The organism is Paraburkholderia terricola, from assembly GCF_003330825.1.
GTDB lineage: Bacteria > Pseudomonadota > Gammaproteobacteria > Burkholderiales > Burkholderiaceae > Paraburkholderia > Paraburkholderia terricola.
The window spans coordinates 2,544,126-2,564,556 of the sequence record NZ_CP024942.1; the positions used below are offsets into that span (position 1 = coordinate 2,544,126).

The window sequence follows — 20,431 nt, forward strand, 5'->3', positions numbered from 1 at the left end:
TCCGAAAGAGGACTCAGCAAATGCCGATCATCAATAGTCAAGTCAAACCGTTCAAGGCACAGGCTTATCACAACGGCGAATTCGTGACCGTCACCGAAGAAAGCCTGAAGGGCAAGTGGTCGGTTTTCGTTTTCTACCCGGCCGACTTCACGTTCGTTTGCCCGACCGAACTGGGTGACCTGGCCGATCGCTACGCCGATTTCCAGAAGCTCGGCGTTGAAATCTACAGCGTGTCGACCGATACGCACTTCACGCACAAGGCATGGCACGACACGTCGGACACGATCCAGAAGATCAAGTACCCGATGATCGCCGACCCGACCCTGGCTATCTCGCGCAACTTCGACGTGTTGATCGAGGAAGAAGGCTTGGCGCTGCGCGGCACGTTCGTGATCAACCCGGAAGGCGAGATCAAGCTGTGCGAAGTCCACGACAACGGCATTGGCCGCGACGCCGGCGAACTGCTGCGCAAGGTGCAGGCCGCGCAATACATCGCCGCGCATCCGGGTGAAGTTTGCCCCGCCAAGTGGACGCCGGGCGCTGAAACGCTGACCCCGTCGCTCGACCTGATCGGCAAGATCTAAGGTCTCAAGACCCTTTGCAGTCAGCGCCTCGCGGCGCATCGCCGCGCGGGCCGCTTTTCACAGCGGCCCGCGCGTCCCCGGGCCGCGCACGTCCTATCCGATGTGCGCGGCGCCGGGAACCCAACACCCCTCGTCACGGAATCGAAAGCCATGCTGGACGCCAATCTCAAGACTCAGTTGAAAACGTACCTGGAAAAGGTGAGCAAGCCGATCGAGATCGTCGCGTCGCTCGACGACAGCGCGAAATCGCAGGAGCTGCTGGCGTTGCTGAACGATATCGCGACGTTGTCGGAACGCGTCACCGTGATCGAACGCCGTGGCGACGACGAGCGCAAGCCGTCGTTCTCGATCGGCGAGCCGGGCAAGGCCACAGGCATCCGTTTCGCCGGCATTCCGATGGGGCATGAATTCACGTCGCTCGTCCTCGCGCTTTTGCAGGTCGGCGGCCATCCGGTCAAACTCGACGACGCGGTGATCGAACAGATCCGCAACCTCGACGGCGACTATCAATTCGAAACGTATTTTTCGCTGTCATGCCAGAACTGCCCGGAAGTCGTGCAGGCGCTGAACGTGATGGCGCTCATCAACCCGCGCATCCGCCACGTGGCGATCGACGGCGCGCTGTTCCAGAACGAAGTCGAGGCGCGCCAGATCATGGCGGTACCGACCATGTTCATGAACGGCGAAGTGTTCGGCCAGGGCCGCAGCGGCGTGAAGGAAATTCTCGCGAAGCTCGACACCAACGCCGGTGCGCGCGCCGCGAAGGAACTGGAAAAGAAGCCGGTGTTCGATACGCTGATCGTCGGCGGCGGTCCCGCGGGCGCGGCGGCGGCGATCTACTCGGCACGCAAGGGCATTGCGACGGGCGTGGTGGCGGAACGCTTCGGCGGCCAGGTGCTCGATACGCTGGCGATCGAAAACTTCGTCTCCGTGACGGAAACCGAGGGGCCGAAGTTCGCGACGGCGCTCGAACAGCACGTGAAGAGCTATGAAGTCGACATCATGGACGTGCAGCGCGCCGAAGCGCTGATCCCCGGCCGCATCAACGCAGTGCGTCTTGCCAACGGCGCGGTGCTCAAGGCGAAAACCATCATTCTGGCGACCGGTGCGCGCTGGCGCGAAATCAACGTGCCCGGCGAGCGCGAGTATCGCAATCACGGCGTGGCGTACTGCCCGCATTGCGATGGCCCGCTGTTCAAGGGCAAACGCGTCGCAGTGATCGGCGGCGGCAACTCCGGCGTGGAAGCGGCGATCGACCTCGCGGGCATCGTGCGCGAAGTCACGCTGTTCGAATTCGGCGCCCAGTTGCGCGCGGACGAAGTGCTGCAACGCAAGCTGCGCAGCCTCGCCAACGTGACGATCGTCACTCAGGCGCAGACCACGGAAATCACCGGCGACGGCAAGAAGGTCAACGGACTGGTCTATAAGGATCTGCGTTCGGGCGAAACGAAGAACGTCGAACTCGAAGGCGTGTTCGTGCAGATCGGTCTCGTGCCGAACACCGAATGGCTCAAGGGCACGGTGGAGTTGTCGAAGCACGGCGAAATCGTCGTCGATGCTCGCGGCGCGACGTCGGTGCCGGGCGTGTTCGCCGCCGGCGACGTGACCACGGTGCCGTTCAAGCAGATCGTGATCGCGGTGGGCGAGGGCGCGAAGGCATCGTTGAGCGCATTCGATCACCTGATCCGCAATAGCGAAGAAGTGGAAGTGGTGAAAGAGGCTGAAGCTGAAGTGGCAGTGTGAGTGAGTGGTTGGTTGGGTAGTGGACGGCGGCCTGCGGGCCGCCGTTTTTATTTGAGGCGTGCGGTGTTTTAAGGTGAAAAGACAGAGGTCGAACGCAACGTTTGATTCCGTGCGTTCGCCCCCCCCTCAAACCACTTCAAGCCCACAACTCCGACATCTCGATGTCGCGCAGATCGAACACCAGCACTTCCGCGTCATGGCCTTGCGTGAAGCTCAGCGCTTGCTCGCCGCGCACGCGCGCGCCGTCGCCTTCGCCGAATTCGACGCCGTTCACCGTCACGCTGCCGCGCGCCACGTGAACATACGCATAGCGATTGCTGGCGAGTTCGAGCCGGGCGCTTTCATCGCCATCGAAAAGACCGGCATAAACCCGCGTATCCTGTTGCAGCACCAGCGAATCGTTCGCACCATCCGGCGAGAGCACGAGGCGCAGCACGCCGCGCTTCTGATCCGCGCCGAAGTGACGCTGCTGATAACGCGGCTGCGTGCCCTTTTGCCCCGGCGCAATCCAGATTTGCAGAAAGTGCACCGGCTCGCTCTTCGAATGGTTGTATTCGCTATGCGCGACACCCGTGCCGGCGCTCATCAACTGAACGTCGCCGGGCACGATCACCGAGCCGGTGCCCATCGTGTCCTTGTGCTCCAACGCGCCTTCCAGCACGTACGAAAAAATCTCCATGTCGCGGTGCGGATGCTTGCCGAAGCCTTGCGCCGGTGCGACACGGTCGTCGTTGATCACCAGCAGGTCGGAAAAGCCGTTCTGCTTCGGGTCGTGATAGTTCGCGAAAGAAAACGTATGACGCGAACTGAGCCAGCCGTGCTCCGCGCGGCCGCGTTGATTGGCGTGTCTGATATCGAGCATCGTGTTTCTCCTGGGTTGTTTGCGATCGGGCAATAGTGAGTCCGCGATCCATGAATGACAGTGTAGGTCAATCAGGATGGCTATAATCACCGTCATCCAGGAAACACTGTCACGATACGGTGGACAATACGATGCAACTCGATGACATGCGGATCTTCGTCGCCACGGTCGACGCTCGTAATTTCACCGCGGCGGCCAGGCGGCTGGCGCTCTCGAAGCAGTTCGTCAGCCGGCGCGTGATGGCGCTCGAAGAAGCACTCGGCGTGCAGTTGCTGATCCGCAATACGCGCAAGCTGGCCGTGACCGAACTGGGCCAGGAGTTTTACGAGCGCGCCAAACGCATCCTCGGCGAAGTGGAAGACGCCGAACAGGCGATGTCGCTGCGGCGCGCCGGTCCGCGAGGGCTGCTACGCGTGAGCGCGCCGATGTCGTTCGGCATGACGCATCTGTCGCCGCTGGTGGCGGCGTTCCTGCGCGAGCATGGCGACGTGCGCTTCGACATGGAGTTGAGCGACCGCACCGCCGACGTGGTGGGCGAGGGCTTCGACATGGCGATCCGCATCGGCACGCTGGCGGATTCCACGCTGATCGCGCAGAAGCTCGTCGACGTGAGGATGGTGGCGTGTTGCAGTCCCGGCTATCGGCGGCGGCGCGGGGCGCCTGCGGCGCCTGCCGATCTGCAACGTCACGCGTGCCTGTTGTATGGGCACGGCGGGGCGGTGAACTGGGAGTTCATCGTCGAGGGCGCGCACAAGAGCGTGGAAGTGCATGGGCCGTTGCGGGCCAATAACGGCGAACTGATTCGCGATGCCGCCGTGGCCGGATTGGGCATCGCGCGGCTGCCCGACTTCATCGTTGCCGACGCGTTAAAAAGCGGCAAGCTCGTGACCGTGCTCGAGGAATTCCTGCCCGCCGCGGCGAGCGTCTACGCGGTTTATCCGCAGCATCGGCAAAGCTCTCTGACGATTCGAGCCTTTGTCGAATTCTTGCGCAAGCATTTGAAGAAGCAGTTGGCGGCGTGATTCGCCAGGTCGCCATGACAACACATCGCCACCTCGCGGCGGCAGCCGGCTCGATGCATGCCGGCCGCCGTCGCGTCGCTCATCGCGCTACTCGCCGCTCAGCCGTTGCGGAAAATGAAGCTATAGCCGTTCAGCGCCGGCACGCCGCCCAGGTGCGCGTACAGCACGCGCGACCCTTCCGGGAATTCGCCGTTGCGCACCATGTCGATCATGCCGTGCATCGACTTGCCTTCGTAAACCGGATCGGTCAGCATGCCCTCGAGGCGCGCGCACAAGCGGATCGCCTCCAGCGTGCCGTCGTTCGGCAAGCCATATTCGGGACCGCCGAAGCGCTCGTCCAGCACCACGTCCTTGCTGGTGATGTCGCGCCCCAGTTCGACTTTTTCCGCGGTCTGCTTCGCGATTCGGATGATCTGCTCGCGCGTTTGCGCGGGCTTCGCGGACGCGTCGATGCCGATCACGCGCTCGGCGCGGCCGTCCGCGGCGAAGCCGACCACCATGCCGGCCTGCGTGCTGCCCGTCACCGAGCACACCACGATGTAGTCGAACTTGAAACCCAGTTCCGCTTCCTGCTGCCGAACTTCTTCAGCGAAGCCGACGAAACCCAGCCCGCCCAACGGATGATCCGAGCAGCCGGCGGGAATCGCGTAAGGCTTGCCGCCGGCCGCGCGCACGCTCTCCAGCGCGTCTTCCCAACTCTTGCGAAAGCCGATGTCGAAGCCGTCGGCCACGAGCCGCACATCGGCGCCGAGAATGCGCGACATCTGGATATTGCCGACGCGGTCGTACACCGCATCCGAGTAGTTGACCCAGTTCTCCTGCACGAGCACGCACTTCATGCCCAGATGCGCGGCGACGGCGGCCACCTGGCGAGTCTGGTTCGACTGGATCCCGCCGATCGAAACGAGCGTGTCGCAACCCTGCGCCAGCGCTTCGGGAATCAGATATTCGAGCTTGCGCGTCTTGTTGCCGCCAAATGCAAAACCGCTGTTGCAGTCCTCGCGCTTCGCATACAGATGCACTTTGCCGCCGAGGTGATCGCTCAGGCGTTTTAGCGGTTGGATCGGCGTCGGCCCGAAAGTCAGCGGATGACGCGGGAATCGTTGCAGGTTCATGGCAGTTCCTGTGATGAGTAGGTTCGACGCGAACAGCAGGTCGTCGCGTTGAGACAATGGTAGGGAAAAGCGCCAGAAATGAGCTTGCGAAAAAATTGCGATGGGCGTAATTTCGAAAAGAGAAATGCCGCAATGACTTAATAAAAACTTGTGAACCAACCTATGAGCGCAACGAAAGTGCGAAGCGCGCCGGCCGCATCGGCTGCCGCCCAATCACAAGCCGACCCGCTGCAATCGCTCGATCGCATCGACCGCGCGATCCTGCGCCAGTTGCAAACGGACGCGTCGATCTCGAACGTCGCGCTCGCGGCAAAAGTGAAGCTGAGCGCGCCGGCGTGCTTGCGGCGCGTCGAGCGGCTCAAGGAGTCGGGACTGATTCGCGGCGTGGTCGCGTTGATCGATCCGAAAGCGGCGGGCGCGGGGATGCTGGTGATCATCGGCGTGGTGCTGGATCGCTCCACGCCCGAGTCGTTCGCGGACTTCGAGAAAGCCGCGCAGAGGGTGCCGGGTTGCATGGAATGCCACGTCGTGACCGGCGAATTCGACTACTTCATGACGATCCGCACGCGCGACAGCGACAGCTTCAACCGTTTGCATGCGGAGCAGTTGCTTTATCTGCCGGGCGTCCGGCAGATTCGCTCGTTCATGGTGCTCAAGGAAATTCTCTCGACCACGAAATTTCCGCTGTGAGCGCCGCTGTAGCCCCGGCTGCGATGCCTCGATGCCTCGATGCGGAAAGACGCGCATGCTGTCATAAAAGCCCTTGCTGGCCGACTAACCATCGAGACCACTCGCGGGCGGCACGACCAGCGCCCGAGCGGGTGAACGTGCGAACTTTCCGGGACGATCATCATGGCTTGCAGCAGACGGATTTTCTTCAGGTTGATCGGCGCGGCGTCGCTTGCCGGCGGCGCGTCGGCATGGCGCATCGCGTTCGCGTCCGAGGCCGCGGTTGTGATCGCGCCGCCCGCGCTCGACGAACCGGTCTCCGCCGCCACGGCGCACGAAGAAACGGCGGTATTCGCAGGCGGCTGCTTCTGGGGCGTGCAGGGCGTGTTCCAGCATGTGCGCGGCGTCAGCAAGGCGGTGTCGGGCTATGCGGGCGGTGAGCGCGACACCGCGCACTACGAGACGGTGAGCGGCGGCGAGACCGGCCATGCGGAAGCCGTGCAGGTCACCTTCGACCCGGCCAGGGTCACCTACGGCCAGTTGTTGCAGGTGTACTTCTCGGTCATTCACGATCCGACCGAACTGAACCGCCAGGGGCCGGACAGCGGCACGCAATACCGCTCGGCCGTGTTCCCGATGACCGATATGCAGCGGCGCGTCGCGCAAGGCTACATCGCGCAGCTCGAGAAGGCGCATGCGTTTCGGGCGCCCATCGTCACGAAGACGGAGACGTTCAAGGCTTTTTACCCGGCCGAGTTCTATCACCAGAACTACCTCACACTGCATCCCAACTCCGCGTATATCGCGCTTAACGATATGCCGAAGGTGGCCAACCTCAAGCGGCTGTTCCCGAACCTCTATCGCGACAAGCCGGTCCTCGTCGAAGCGGCCAGGTAGGATCGCCCGCGTTCGATGCATCAACGGCGCCGCATCGGGCGGCGTCGTGGTTTCCTGAAGGCGCATTGCGCTCGCGATTCCTTGCCACGGCGTGCTGGCACGCTCCCTCGGCCTCTCGTTGTTTCCCGTTGCGTTTAACCGGTTTCGCGCTGCTTCCGCCGAGCAGGCCCGCATTTTGCTCAGTGGGTCCGTCGGCAAGGCTTTTGCGGCAATGGTTCATACGAAAGGCCCGCTGTCCGGTACGCGACTCCCCGAGCAGGTGCGTTCTTGCCGGGCAACGCGTATCGTTTGCTGAAAAAACTACACGCCGCGCCTGAGAGCGCGGCGTGCGCCGGGGTGCTGTTCGATTCCTTGCGGACCCAGGCGGAACATAAAACCCCTTCGCCCTGCGCGAGATCGGAGGCTTCTGGTGCGCAATGATAGCCGTGAAAAGCGGATCGGCACGTTCCGCAATAAACCAATAGGCATCGCGGCAGTTTCTCTCGTCGCCGTGACCCTCGGCGTTGCCGTCGTTCCGGCCGCCGCCTTGGCGCAAACGCCGTCGCCGCTGGGCGAATGGCAATACTCGGCGGGGATTCCGCTGCAAAAGGTGTGGCAGCCGAGCGTTCCCGACTGGCAGTTGCGCGTCGGCGCGGCGACGTCGTTCCAGCCGCGCTACGAGGGCTCCGACCGGTATCACTTGATGGCCGGCCCGAGCGTCGACGTGCGCTACAAGGATCTGTTTTTCTTTTCGAGCGGCGAGGGACTCGGCGTCAACTTTGCGCAGGGACAAAACTGGCGTGCAAGCCTCGCGGCCATCTACGATCTCGGACGCCGCGGCCACGACGATCCGCAGGAACTGAACGGCCTCGGCAACATCAATCCGGCGCCGGGCCTCAAGCTCTCGGGCGAATACGTGGTGTCGAAGGAATTCCCGCTGGTGCTGCGCGCGGACGTCAGACGCTACTTCGGCGGCTCGAACGGCTGGACCGGCGATCTCGGCGCGTATATGCCGATGCCGGGCAGCACCAGCAACTTCTTCTGGTTCGCCGGGCCCAACGTAACCTTCGCGGACTCCACCTACATGAACAGTTGGTTCGGCGTGAATCGCGAGCAGGCGGCGCACTCGCGGTATCCGGAATATCACGCGAGCGCGGGCGTCAAGTCGGTGGGCTTCGGCATCAGCGTGGTGTGGCTGTTCGACAAGCATTGGTTCGCCACCGCGGATGGCGCATTCCAGCAACTGGTCGGCAGCGCGGGCAACAGTCCGATCACGCACCGCAAGGCGAACGGCGTGGCCGACATTTCCATCAACTACCGCTTCTGATGCGTTTGCCGATGCACGGCGAAGGCGGTGCTTAACCGATGGCCGCTATCGGGCGATGAAAGTCGGAAGCGCTATCGATGGGCAGCGGCATGCCACACGAACGTTGCGAGAAGGGCGCGGCGCAGCGGCGCGCGAACGAGATCGGCTACGGCGCGCGAGTAGGGCTCGAATGAATGGGAGGCGCTGCATGGCTCGCATGATTGACCGGCGCGGGCGGTGCAAAGTTGCGTGCCGTCGAACACAGCAATACCCGAGCCGCCTCACCCGGGCGCTGGACGGCGCGTGCTCGCGCCGCGAGGCGGCCGGTCAGCCGCGCTTCGTTTTCGCCCCGGCCTGCGTTTCGCGGTCCCAGCGCTTCAGCCAGGGCACGATGAATTCCGCGAAGCCGTCGGCGGGCGGCGACAGCGCGCGCTCGGTGGAGCGGTACAAGCACACCTCGCGGATGGTTTCCGGATCGACGATCCGCTTCATCACCAGCCCGAACGTGCGCGCGAGCGGCGCGACATAGGCGGGCGCGAGCGTCACCGCCAGCCCTTGCGATGCGAGACCGAATGCCGTGGTGACGTTGTCCACCACGTCGACCGGAATGATGCGGGCCTCGGCCGGCAGATTGGCGAGCATCTGCCCGACCGCGCGTTCGTGGTCGCGGCCGGTGGCGACGATCGGCACGTCGCGCAGATGCCGCCACTGCACACGGCGCCGCGCGCTCAACGGATGCGCCGGCGCGCACCACATCACCCACGGACTCGCGAACGCCCGCTCGCGCCCCACGCGCGCGCCGCTTTGCCGGTCGGGGCCGATCGCGAGATCCACGTCGCCGCTTTCCACGCGCTCCACCAGTTGCTCGACCACGGTGTCGACAATCCGCACGACCACTTTCGGTTTGCCGCGCGCGTATTCGGCGATGGCCGCGGGCAACGCGGTGGCCGCGAGCACCAGCGGCGCGCCGACCCGCACGATGCCGGCCGCGCGGTTGCGGATGTCGTTGGCCGATTGCGCGGCGGCGCGCACATGGCGCAACACCGATTCGGCCGAGGCAAGAAAATCCTGCCCCGCGCTCGACAGATTGACGCGCCGCGTGGTTCGGTCGAAGAGGCGAAAGCCCAGTTCCGTTTCGAGTTCGGCCAGCAACTGGCTGACCGCCGACGAGGTCAGCCCGAGCCGCTCCGCCGCCGCGCCGATACTGTGCAAATCGACGATGGCGAGAAACGCTTCGAACTGACGAATGGTGACGCGCGTGAGTGACATGAAAAACGATTGTAAAGAAAAACTTACTAATCGTGAAAAATCGATTGATTGTGCGCCGCGAGCGATTGCCTGACACTTGCCCCAATCGACGCACGCACCCAATGACGCTTAGACTTTGGGTCTCGTCCGGCGGGTGTCGGCGCTTTGCTCGCCGCACCGGAACCATAGCGACGCCGGACCCACGCCCACCACCAAGGACTTGCCATGTTCGACCACATTCCCGCCTACCCAGGCGACCCGATTCTGAGTCTGAACGAGGACTTTCAACTCGATCCTCGCCCCAACAAGGTCAATCTGAGCATCGGCATCTATTTCGACGACGCCGGCAAGCTGCCGGTGATGGACGCCGTGCGGCGCGCCGAAACCGCCTTGCTCGATGCGATCGGCCCACGCTCCTATCTGCCGATGGCGGGCCTGCCGCTCTATCGCGACGCCGCCCAAGCGCTGGTATTCGGCGCGGACCACGAAGCGCGCGCGACGGGCCGCATCGCGACCTTGCAGACCATTGGCGGCTCGGGCGCGCTGAAGGTGGGCGCGGATTTTCTGAAGCGCTATTTCCCCGGCTCGCAGGTGTGGATCAGCGATCCGAGCTGGGAAAACCATCGCGTGATCTTCGAGGGCGCGGGCCTGACCGTCAACACCTATCCGTACTACGACGAACACACCGGCGGCCTGCGTTTCGCGGACATGCTCGACGCGATCGGCCGCTTGCCGGAGCGGAGCATCGTGCTGCTGCATGCGTGCTGCCATAACCCGACGGGCGTCGACCTCACCCCGGCGCAATGGGCGGAACTGGTGCCGGTATTGCAGCGCCGCAATCTGATCGCGTTTGTCGACATGGCGTATCAGGGCTTCGGCGCGGGCATCGACGAAGACGCCGCGTGCGTGCGTCTGCTCGCCGATGCGGGCGTGGCGCTGATCGTCGCGAATTCGTTCTCGAAGAATTTCTCGCTGTACGGCGAGCGCTGCGGCGCGTTGAGCGTGGTTTGCAAAAGCAGTGAAGAGGCCGGCCGCGTGCTCGGCCAGTTGATGTCCACGGTGCGCGCGAACTACAGCAATCCGCCGACGCACGGCGCGCGGCTGGTCGCCAACGTGCTCGCCGATGCGTCGTTGCATGCGTCATGGGAAGCGGAACTCGCCACCATGCGCGAGCGGATTCTCGCGATGCGTACCACGATCCACGAAGGACTCGCCGGCCGCGTCGATGAAGTGATGCGCGCGCGTTATCTCGCGCAGCGCGGCATGTTCACCTATACGGGCCTGAGCGAGAGCCAGGTCGAGCGCTTGCGCGGCGAGTACGCGGTGTACGTGCTGCGTTCGGGGCGCATGTGCGTGGCCGGATTGAACGCGCGCAACGCCGGTTATGTGGCGTCGTCGATCGCGGCGGTCGTGGCGGGGGCATAGCGTTTCCGATTCCTTCCGATTCGCGGCAATCGAACCGCGACAACCACAGCGAACCACAACGATGGAGACTCGAATGACCCCGACCCTTGAGATGCAAGCGGCCGACGCACCGAAGCACGCCGCGATGCATCCCGACGAATGGCAGGCGCGCGTGCAACTGGCCGCGTGCTATCGCATCTTCGACCTGCTCGGCTGGACCGAGATGATCTACAACCACATCACGTTGCGTGTGCCGTCGAGCGCGAGCGGCGGCGAGCGGCATTTTCTGATCAATCCGTTCGGCCTGCACTATGGCGAGGTGACGGCGAGCAATCTCGTGAAGATCGACGTGCAAGGGCGCGTGCTCGACCACTCGCCGTATCCGGTGAATCCCGCGGGGTTCGTCGTGCATGCGGCGATTCACGAAGGCTTGCCCGACGCGCACTGCGTGATGCATACGCACACCACGGCGGGCGTCGCGGTGGCGTGTCTCGAGGACGGCTTGCAGCAAACCAACTTCTATAGCGCGCAGTTGCACGAGCGCGTTGCGTACCACGACTTCGAAGGCATCACCGTTCACGCGGATGAAGGTCCGCGCCTGCTCGAACATATCGGCGACCGGCAGGCCGTGATCCTGCGCAATCATGGCCTGCTTGCGTGGGGCCGCACGTTGCCGCAGACTTTCGCGATGCTATGGACGCTGAACCGCGCGTGCGAGATCCAGATGGCGACGTTTTCGATGGGGCGCGCGCGGCCCGTGCCGGAAGAGGTCGCGATTCGCTGTTCGCGCGACGCGTTGCAGTTCGACCCGCGTCACGGTGCGGGACAGGACGTGTTCGACGCGCTGGTGCGGCGGGTGGACCGCATCGACGCGAGCTATAAGGATTAAACGCGAGGATTAAACGCGAAGATTAAACATAAACGACTAAACGCAAGGATTGAAGCGATGAAAGTAGCGATCTACGGTGCGGGCGCGATCGGCGGCTGGATGGGCGTGAAGCTCGCGCAGGCTGGCCACGATGTCGGCGTGGTGGCGCGTGGCGCGACGCTCGGCGCATTGCGCGAGCACGGCTTGCGTCTGATCGAAGGCGGCGCCACGCATGCCGTGAAGGTGAAGGCGAGCGAACAGCCGGCCGAACTCGGCGTGCACGACCTCGTCGTGGTGGCGGTGAAGGGACCGGCGATGGCGTCGGTGGCCGCGCACGTCGCGCCGCTGCTGAGTCCGCGGACGATCGTGCTGACGGCGATGAACGGCGTGCCGTGGTGGTTCTGCGACGGCCTTGGCCGCGACTTCGCGGGCAAGCGGCTCAAGTCGATCGATCCTGACGGCGCGATCGCCGCCGCGATTCCGACCGAACAGACCGTGGGTTGCGTGGTGCACGCCAGTTGCCTCGTCGAGGCGCCGGGGGTGATCCGGCATCATCAGGGCAATGGGCTGATCGTCGGCGAGGCGTCGGGGCAGCCGAGCGAGCGCGTCGCGGCGCTCACCGCGACGCTCGCCGCGGCAGGCTTCAATGCGTCGATGTCGGAGCAGATTCAGCGCGACGTCTGGTACAAGCTGTGGGGCAACATGACGATGAATCCGATCAGCGCCATCACCGGCGCGACCACCGACCGGATTCTGAGCGACGAGCTGGTGCGCGGCTTCGTCACGCGCATCATGCTGGAAGCGAAGGAGATCGGCGCGCGCTTCGGCATTCCGATCGAGCAGGCGCCGGACGATCGCCACGAGGTCACGCTCAAGCTCGGCGCGATGAAAACCTCGATGCTGCAGGACGTGCAGGCGGGCAAGGCGGTCGAACTGGATGCGCTGGTGGCCGCGGTGCGCGAACTCGGCCAACTGACTCATGTGGCGACGCCTTACACGGATGCGTTGCTCGGTCTCGCGAGGCTGCATGCGAGCACGTTGGGCTTGTATCCGCAGCAGTGAGGCGGGCGGCCGACCTTCGGCGATATGACGCGGGCTTCGCGCTGAGCGCCGCAGAGGGACTCGGCTTTCCTCCATTTCGCGGCGGGCAGGGTCGGTGCCGCAGCCGGCTTCGCGCTGTTCCTGCAGTCAACGCCGCAGCCATTCCCGCCCGTCAACGCCGCAGTCAACCCGCAGTCAACCCGCCGTCACTTCTTCAACCACTCCCGCCCACATGCGAAGCCTGCCGCGCGTGCTGCGTGCCCGCCGCCGCGAGGCATTCCTCGATCATCGCGCGGAAGGTCGGCGCCGCATGCGAAGCGCCGGTCGCGCCCATTTCCGGCCCCGCTTGCGGCGCTCCGCCGACGCCGACCACGAGCGTCGCGCGCGGCCGCCATTGCCGCGTGCGGCGCAACATATTGCGCAGATACGGCGGCGATTCCGGCGCGTCGAGCGAGACGATGCAGATGATCGGCGCATCCTTGAAGGCCGGTTCGTCGGCGCGCGCGCTGCGATAGCCCGAGTGCGTCGCCATTAGCGGCGCAAGGCCCTGGCGGCCGAGCAGTTGCACGGCGATCGCGGTGGTGACTTCGTCGAATGCGCCGCGTCCGGGCACGCACAGCACCGAGGTTTTTTCAGTCTCGGCGCGCGGGTGCGGATGCGCCGACATATGGCTCTCTGGCCGCTCGGACAGATCCGCCGACGCCGAAGCCAGCGCCGCCCCGGCGGATTCCGCCGGATCGGCGCGAGACAACCGCTCCGGCACGCCGTCCGCGATTTCCAGGTTTTCGACGATATCCACCAGCGACTCGTTGACCCGCGCCAGTTGCTCGGGCATCAGCACGCCGCGCATCGCGTCGTTGCGGGCGAGCTTGAGACCTTCGAGCGCGACCTTGTCGTAGTAGTCGATCAGCGACATCTCGCGCAACAGACGCTCGGCCTGCACGATCGCCTCATGCGGATCGTCGGCGAGCAGGCGCTGATAAAAGGTCTGCGCCGGCGTGAGCGCGGGCTGATCGCCCAGCAGCACGGTGAGGAAGTTCAGGCGGTCCGCATAGCGGCCCAACGTGACGACGCACAACGTGAGCGGCGTGGACAGCACGAGGCCGACCGGTCCCCACAGCCAGCTCCAGAAAATCGCCGCCACCACCACGGCGAGCGGCGACAGCCCCGAGCGGTGACCGTACAGCAGCGGCTCGGCGACCTGCCCGGCCACCACGTCGACGACGATGAAAAGAATCAGCGTATACACCGCCATCGTCCATTGCGGCTGAATGGCGGCGGCGAGAAAGACGGCGAGGATCGCCGCGATCCAGATGCCGATATACGGCACGAAACGCAGCAACGCGGCGATCACGCCGAACAGCAGCGCGCCCGGCACGCCGATGATCGCGAGACCGATCGCGATCACGCCGCCCGCGCTCACGTTCACGCCTAGTTGCGCGACGAAGTAGCGGCTCAGGCGCCCGGCGGCGTCGTTGATCGCGGTGGTGGTGCGGTGCAGATCGCGCGAGCCGAACAGGCTGATCAAACGGTCGCGCAAGTCCTCGCGCTGCAACAGGATGAAGATCGTCACCACCAGCACGATGAAGGTCGTTTCGAGCGGCGCGATGGCCGGCGACAACGCGCGCTGGGCGAGTTGCAACGGCGTGGGCGACGGCTCGTGCACTTCGACGGGCGTCGGCACGGCGGGCGCATTGCGCGCGGCGCGCCCGGTAGGGCGCGGCGGATTCGGTTTCGACGGCGCGACGCGTTGCAGCGTGGCGGCGGCGCGCTTCATCAGCGAATCGGCACGGCCCACGGTCTTTTCCTGCACCGTCTCGATCTTCTGCTCGATCGCCACCTGATACTGGGGCAGGTCGCCGGCGAGTTGCACCAGTTGCGCCCCGATCAGTCCGCCGACCGCGAGCAGGGTGGCGAGAGCGAACAGCACCGCGATGAAGATCGACGGCAACTGTCCCATATGCAAGCGCCGCAGCGTCTGCACGAGCGGCGCGAGCAGGAAGCTGAGCAGCACCGAGAGCGTGATCGGAATCAGCACCGCGCGGCCGAAGTACAGCGCGCACACCACCACGACGCCGGTGATCACCGAGGCGAGACCGTGCAGGCCAGGCGTGCCCGGCGGATAGACGCGGTTCGGCCGCCCATGCGGCGGGAGCGATAATTTCATGAGCACACTTTCCGATTGAATGGCGTCGCTTTATAGGGAAGGCGCGCGCGGCTGGAACGTCGGCGTCGACTAAAGCGCCTGGCAGCAATACGCATGCCCGAATTGTAGGCGCTTTGATCGTCTCAAGGCTTATAGAAGCAGCGCGCGACGCTCCACGCGCTCATCCCGCATGCACGCGCAGCAACTCGAACAGTTGCGAACTCGCATACAGCACGAGCCCGATAAAGCCGCCGACGATCGTCCCGTTGATGCGGATATATTGCAAGTCCTTGCCGATGTTCAGCTCGACTTGCCGCGACATCTCGCGCGCGTCCCAGTTCTTCACGGTATCGCTGATGTGGCGCGTCAGGAACTGCGCGAAATCCGGCGCCATGCCGCGCGCCGCGTCCTCCAGGTGATCGTTCAGCGATTGACGCAGCGTGGGATCATGCGCGAGCTCGCGGCCCACCCATTGGCCCATCGCCATCACTTTCGCGTGCAAGGCCGAGTCGGGGCTTTGCAGATCGCGCTTGAGCCAGGCGCGCAATTCGCCCCACATGTCCTTCACATAGGTGCCGAGCGCGTCGCCTTCCAGCAGATAGCGCTTCAGTTCCTCGCCTTTTTGCAGGAACGCCGGATCGGTTTTGAGTTTGGCGATCAGCTTATGCGCGGCGTCATCGAACTTTTGACGCAGCTCATGCGTGGGGTTTTCGCTGATCTGTTCGAGCATCCGGTTCACCGCGTTGGCGATCGCTTCGGCGCCTTTCTCGCCGAGCCATGCGGAGGGCAGGATCTTTTCCATCTTCGGGTATTCGCTCTTCACCCAGTCGACGATGCGGTCGGCGATAAACGCGCGCGCCTGCTCTTCGCGCAGCAACGCGAGCACCTGTTCGATGCCGGCGTCGAGCAATTCCTGATGACGGCCGTCCTTCGTGAGCGTGTCGAGAATCGCACCCATCGATTGCGACAGATCGACCTTGGCCAGCACGCCGCGCAAGGCGTCCTTGATGAAGACCTGGATGCGCACGTCGTCGGTCAAATCCAGAATGCCGCCGGTGAGCTTGACGACGTAGTCGCCGAGCCGCGCGGTGTTGGCCGGCTGCGTCAGCCAGCCGGTGATGCTTCGCGCCGGGTCGTGCTTCTGGATCAGACCGACCAGCGAGGGCACGTCCAGGAACTTGTCCTGCACGAAGACCGCGAGGTTGTCGGCGATCTTGTGCTTGTTCCTCGGAATGATCGCCGTGTGCGCGGAGACGATCGGAATCGGCACGCGGCGAAACAGCGCGACCACCGCGAACCAGTCCGCGAGCGCGCCGACCATCGCGGCTTCCGCCACCGCCTTGATGCCGTCGACCCACACGCCGCGCGGCATGAAGGCGGTGACCACGAAAACGCAGGCGGCCGCCAGCAACAGCAGCAAGGGTGTGCGCTTGGCCTTCTTGAGTTCGATTTCCTTGTTCATCGGCAGCGGTGCGGCGGGTTCCATTCGATTGAAATACGGCGCAGCAATCGACGCGCGCGTTCGGAACCGCGAGTGTAGCGCCGCTGTTCGGGCAATGCGCCATCCACGTGGGGCTATCTTTGCCGCGTCGGCGCGGTAACATCTGCGGCTGGAGTGCTGGAGCGGGCGGTTCGGCCAGGCGCGAAAGACACGATGCACGCGATGAGCGCCCACCGGTCGAACCCGCGCCGACGCCACAACGCCAGGCAAGGCCACGCAAGGCCACGCAAGACCAGGCGACGCTGCAATTGAACGGAATGGAGGCACAGTGATCAGGTTTCTGCACACCGCGGACTGGCAGATAGGCACGCAATTCGGCCAGTTCGAGCCGGACGAGGCCGCGCATCTGGCGGAGGCGCGCTTCGAAACCGTGCGCCGCATCGCCGACGAAGCGGCCGCACGCAAGGTCGACGCCGTGCTGGTGGCGGGCGACGTCTTCGACCTGCAAACGGTGTCGGACACGGTGATCCGCCGCCTGTTCGGCGCATTGCAAGCGTTCTCGGGACCGTGGATCATGCTGCCGGGCAATCACGACGCCGCGCTGGTCGAAAGCGTGTGGACCCGCGCGCAGCGGCTGAACTGCGTCGCGCCGAACGTGCGGCTCGTGCTCGAACCCGGCGTGGTGCTGCTCGACGAGTGCCGCTCTGCATTGCTCTGCGCGCCGCTCACGCAACGCATCACCTACGACGACACCACCGCTTTCTTCGACGCCGCCGAGACGCCGCCGGGCTATCACCGCGTCGGGCTCGCGCACGGCAGCGTGAGCGGCATCCTGCAGGAGGGCATCGATTCGTCGAATCCGATCGCGCCCACGCGTGCGGCGAGCGCGCGGCTCGACTATCTCGCGCTCGGCGACTGGCACGGCCATCTGCGGGTGGACGAGCGCATCTGGTACGCGGGCACCCACGAACAGGACCGTTTTCGCGGCAACGATCCCGGCTTCATGCTCGACGTCACGTTGCGCGAGCCTGGCGCGTCGCCGCGGGTCGAGCCGGTGCGGGTCGGCAAATATCAATGGCATCGCTGGGACGAAACGATTGCCGTGCCGACCGACGTGGATTCGCTCAAGGCGCGCCTCGCGGCGTTGAACGGCAACGACGTGCTGCGTCTCGCGGTAAGCGGCACGGCCGCGCTGGCCGATGCCGAGGCGCTGCACGTCGCGGTGGAGGAAGCCCGCGCGCGAGTGCGCGCGCTGCGCGTCGATCTGAGCGGCCTGCAAGTGCTGCCCACCGCCGACGACCTCGCCGAACTCGGCGCGCAGAGCGGCTATCTCGCGAAGGTGGTGGCGCGTCTGCGTGGCTTGCAGGAGGACCCGCAGTCGGACCCGCGAGAGGTCGCGCGCGCGGCCGAGGCGTTGTTGCTGTTGGCGCGCATTCAACGTGAACTGCCGCGCGAAGCGAGGTCCGCATGAAGCTCGAAAGCATTGCGATCCAGGAGTTCAAGCAGTTCACCGGCCGGCTTGTGGTCGACGATTTGCAGCCGGGGCTCAATCTGTTCACCGGACCGAACGAGGCCGGCAAGAGCACGATCGCCGAAGCGGTGCGCGCCGTGTTTCTCGAACGCTACAAGGCCTCGCATCTGAAGGATCTGTTGCCGTGGGGCAAGGCGAGCGGGCAGCCGTCGGTCGAAGTGACTTTCGATCTGGACGGCACGAGCTGCAAGCTGTCGAAGCAGTTCGTCTCGCGGCAGCGCTGCGAGTTGCGGATCGGCCAGTCCGTGTTCAGCGAGGACGAAGCCGAGGACAAGCTCGCGGCATTGCTCGGTTTTTCGCGTGCCGCGCGCGGGCCGTTGAAAGCCGAGAACGCCGGCGTTCCCGGTTTGCTGTGGGTGCAGCAGGGCGGCACGCAGGAGATGCGCGATTCGACCGGGCACGCGGCGCAGTATCTGCGCGACGCGCTCTCGCAACTGTCGGGCAGCCGGGAGTCGGCGGGTGAGGACGCGTTGATCGCCGCCGTGCAGCGCGAACTTCGGCAACTGCTCACGGCCCGCACGCAGAAGTCCACCGGGCCGCTCGCCGAAGCCGAACAGGCCCTGGCCGCGCTGCTTGTCCAGCGCGACGAGCTGGAACAGCAGCGCGAGCAGTTCGAGGAGAACATCGCGCGCCTCGCCGCGCTTCAGGAAGCGTTCGACGACACGCAACGCAAGCGGCCCTGGGAGCTTCACGAGCAGAAAGCCGTGCAGGCGCAACAGCGCGCCGACGCCGCGGCGGAACTCGAACGAAGCGTTCAGCAACTCGCACAGTCGCTGCAAGTGAGTGAAGCGGAACTGGCGCTTTCGTTGCAACAGGAGCAGGGCGCGGCCGAACTGGAAGCGGCCGTCGCTCGCGAGCGGCAGCAACTCGATGCGGCGCGAGCCAACGTGTCCGCCGTTCAAACCGAGCATGATCGAGCCGCGGCGAGCGTCGCGCGATTCGAGCAAGCCTCCGCCGATGCCAACCGGGCGCTCGACCTGGCGAACGCGGCGGTGAGCGCGGCGGACTTGCGCAGCCAGATCGGCCTGCATCGCGCCGAAAGCGAGCGGCTCGAAGCCGCGATCGCCGACGCGGGCAAGGCGAACGACGCCGTTCTCGAAGCCGCGCGCGCCGCGGCTTCGCTCGAAATCGACGCGGCGAAACTGAAGCGGCTTCAATCGCTCGATGCCGAATTGACGGTGCTGCGTGCGCGCACCGAAGCGGCGATGACGCGCATCGAATACCGGCTGAACGGCGCGATCACGGTTGGCGAAGCGCAGGTGAGCGGCGCGGGCGTGTTGCGTCTGGACGAGGAGAAGCTGATCGGCCTCGGCGCGCTCGGTGAGTTGCGCGTGATTCCGGGCGTCTCCGATTTGCCGGCGCGGTTATCCGAGCTTGCCTCGCTCGAAGCCGGTCATGCGCAGTTGTTGCAGGCGTTGGGCGTGGCATCGCTCGGTGAGGCCGAAGCGCGCCATGAACAGTGGAAGGCGCTCGTCGCGCAACAGAAGAGCCAGGCGAAGATTCTCGAAGTGCACGCGCCGCAGGGCATCGACGCGCTGCGTGCGGCGTTGGCTTCCACTAGCGCGCGCTGGCAGGCGTCGAATGAACGGCTGGCGTTGCTGCCCGATGTGTCCGCCGCGCCGCCGCTCGACGAAGCGCGCCGCAACGCCGAGATCGCGCGCGATGCATGGGAAGCCGCCAGAAAACTGCTGGCGCAGTCGGCGGAAAAACGATCGACCGCGACAGCCACGACCGACTCGCTCGCCGCCCAATTGCAGCGCAAGGAAGCGCAGTTGAACGACGAAGCGTTCCGCCGCCACCGCGCGCAATGGCAGACGAAAATGATCGAGCAGCGCGTACAGGTCGATGCATTGAGGAAGCAGCGCGAGGGACGCGAGCGCGAACTGGAAGCCGCGCGCCTCGACGATCCGGCTGCCGAGGCGAAGCGCTATCGCGCGTCGGCGGAACTCGCGCGCGGCGAGCAGCATGAGCGGCAAGTGCGGATCGCGCAATTGCGCAGTCAACTGGAGACGGTCGGCGCCTCCGGCCTCGGCGAGCGTCTCGCGGCGGTGCGGGCGCGCGTCGAACAGGCCACGCGCCGCAAGGACGAACTCAGCTTGCGGGCCAGCGCGTTGAGCCTGCTCGACGAAGTGCTGGTCGACGAACGCGACGCGGCGGTGGCGCAACTGCGCGCGCCGTTGACCGAGCGGCTCGGGCATTATCTGCGGCGAATTTTTCCGCAATCGACCATCGCGCTCGGCGACGATCTGAGTCCCGCGACACTGGATCGTTATGGCCGCGCGGATACGCTCGACGCGCTGAGCTTCGGCACGCGCGAACAGCTCGGCATTCTGACGCGGCTCGCGTATGCGGATCTGCTTAAGGCATCGGGCCGGCCGACCTTGCTCATGCTGGACGACGCCGCCGTGCATACCGACGCCGCGCGGCGCGATGCCATCAAGCGCGCGCTGATCGACGCGGCGACGCGCCATCAGATCCTGGTGTTCACCTGCCATCCCGAGTTGTGGGACGACTTGGGCGTGAGGCAGCGGGCGATCGACGATCTGAAGGCGGCGGCATAGGCCACCCCACCCGT

Annotated in this window: 16 protein-coding genes; 11 read left to right on the forward strand and 5 right to left on the reverse strand. The window is 65.1% G+C overall.

All coding sequences use genetic code 11. The features are described from left to right. The first annotated feature begins 20 nt into the window (after nt 1–20). A complete protein-coding gene (ahpC, locus tag CUJ90_RS30040) occupies nt 21–584 on the forward strand; it encodes an alkyl hydroperoxide reductase subunit C (RefSeq protein ID WP_006046984.1) in 564 nt (187 codons plus the stop codon). A gap of 150 nt (nt 585–734) precedes the next feature. Continuing rightward, entirely contained in the window at nt 735–2,327 is a 1,593-nt protein-coding gene (gene ahpF, locus CUJ90_RS30045) for an alkyl hydroperoxide reductase subunit F (RefSeq protein ID WP_073429942.1), read from the forward strand. Nucleotides 2,328–2,463: 136 nt separating this feature from the next. Here the strand turns inward: ahpF and CUJ90_RS30050 are convergent, their stop codons facing one another. Then, complete coding sequence (locus CUJ90_RS30050) at nt 2,464–3,189, reverse strand: pirin family protein (RefSeq protein ID WP_114164501.1); 726 nt, start codon at nt 3,187–3,189, stop codon at nt 2,464–2,466. Nucleotides 3,190–3,320: 131 nt separating this feature from the next. Here CUJ90_RS30050 and CUJ90_RS30055 point away from each other — a divergent pair, with 131 nt between their 5' ends. Further along, nucleotides 3,321–4,211, forward strand: coding sequence for a LysR family transcriptional regulator (locus CUJ90_RS30055; RefSeq protein ID WP_114164502.1), 891 nt, complete (start codon nt 3,321–3,323; stop codon nt 4,209–4,211). 98 nt (nt 4,212–4,309) lie between these two features. Here the strand turns inward: CUJ90_RS30055 and CUJ90_RS30060 are convergent, their stop codons facing one another. After that, nucleotides 4,310–5,326 (reverse strand): 1-aminocyclopropane-1-carboxylate deaminase, encoded by a 1,017-nt coding sequence (locus CUJ90_RS30060; RefSeq protein WP_073429939.1) that lies wholly within the window; start codon nt 5,324–5,326, stop codon nt 4,310–4,312. A 162-nt stretch (nt 5,327–5,488) separates the two neighbouring features. On the opposite strand from CUJ90_RS30060, the gene CUJ90_RS30065 reads away from it, so the two are divergent. The 3 genes from CUJ90_RS30065 to CUJ90_RS30075 all read left to right on the forward strand — a co-directional run bounded on the left by CUJ90_RS30065 (nt 5,489) and on the right by CUJ90_RS30075 (nt 8,198). After that, a complete protein-coding gene (locus CUJ90_RS30065) occupies nt 5,489–6,016 on the forward strand; it encodes an Lrp/AsnC family transcriptional regulator (RefSeq protein ID WP_114164503.1) in 528 nt (175 codons plus the stop codon). 162 nt (nt 6,017–6,178) lie between these two features. Further along, nucleotides 6,179–6,892, forward strand: coding sequence for a peptide-methionine (S)-S-oxide reductase MsrA (gene msrA, locus CUJ90_RS30070; protein WP_073429937.1), 714 nt, complete (start codon nt 6,179–6,181; stop codon nt 6,890–6,892). A 409-nt stretch (nt 6,893–7,301) separates the two neighbouring features. Next, a complete protein-coding gene (locus CUJ90_RS30075; protein ID WP_114164504.1) occupies nt 7,302–8,198 on the forward strand; it encodes a MipA/OmpV family protein in 897 nt (298 codons plus the stop codon). Nucleotides 8,199–8,504: 306 nt separating this feature from the next. On the opposite strand, the gene CUJ90_RS30080 is transcribed toward CUJ90_RS30075, so the two are convergent. Further along, nucleotides 8,505–9,446, reverse strand: a complete 942-nt coding sequence (locus tag CUJ90_RS30080) for a LysR family transcriptional regulator (RefSeq protein WP_073429936.1) — start codon at nt 9,444–9,446, stop codon at nt 8,505–8,507. Nucleotides 9,447–9,650: 204 nt separating this feature from the next. On the opposite strand from CUJ90_RS30080, the gene CUJ90_RS30085 reads away from it, so the two are divergent. The 3 genes from CUJ90_RS30085 to CUJ90_RS30095 all read left to right on the forward strand — a co-directional run bounded on the left by CUJ90_RS30085 (nt 9,651) and on the right by CUJ90_RS30095 (nt 12,759). Next, entirely contained in the window at nt 9,651–10,850 is a 1,200-nt protein-coding gene (locus tag CUJ90_RS30085) for an amino acid aminotransferase (RefSeq protein WP_073429935.1), read from the forward strand. A gap of 73 nt (nt 10,851–10,923) precedes the next feature. Continuing rightward, nucleotides 10,924–11,718 carry a class II aldolase/adducin family protein gene (locus tag CUJ90_RS30090; RefSeq protein WP_114164505.1) on the forward strand — a complete coding sequence of 265 codons (795 nt, stop codon included), beginning with the start codon at nt 10,924–10,926 and terminating at the stop codon, nt 11,716–11,718. A gap of 57 nt (nt 11,719–11,775) precedes the next feature. Then, complete coding sequence (locus tag CUJ90_RS30095; protein ID WP_073429933.1) at nt 11,776–12,759, forward strand: 2-dehydropantoate 2-reductase; 984 nt, start codon at nt 11,776–11,778, stop codon at nt 12,757–12,759. Nucleotides 12,760–12,952: 193 nt separating this feature from the next. On the opposite strand, the gene CUJ90_RS30100 is transcribed toward CUJ90_RS30095, so the two are convergent. After that, the gene (locus tag CUJ90_RS30100) at nt 12,953–14,905 is read right to left on the reverse strand and encodes an AI-2E family transporter (RefSeq protein ID WP_114164506.1); all 1,953 of its coding nucleotides are present in this window, start codon (nt 14,903–14,905) and stop codon (nt 12,953–12,955) included. 160 nt (nt 14,906–15,065) lie between these two features. Next, entirely contained in the window at nt 15,066–16,346 is a 1,281-nt protein-coding gene (locus CUJ90_RS30105; RefSeq protein ID WP_073430012.1) for a DUF445 domain-containing protein, read from the reverse strand. Between the two features lie 307 nt (nt 16,347–16,653). On the opposite strand from CUJ90_RS30105, the gene CUJ90_RS30110 reads away from it, so the two are divergent. Beyond that, on the forward strand, nt 16,654–17,796 hold the full coding sequence (locus CUJ90_RS30110; protein ID WP_114164507.1) for a metallophosphoesterase family protein: 1,143 nt from the start codon (nt 16,654–16,656) through the stop codon (nt 17,794–17,796). After that, nucleotides 17,793–20,417 (forward strand): AAA family ATPase, encoded by a 2,625-nt coding sequence (locus CUJ90_RS30115; protein WP_073429930.1) that lies wholly within the window; start codon nt 17,793–17,795, stop codon nt 20,415–20,417. Before CUJ90_RS30110 ends, CUJ90_RS30115 begins: the two co-directional genes overlap by 4 nt. Nucleotides 20,418–20,431 lie beyond the last annotated feature (14 nt).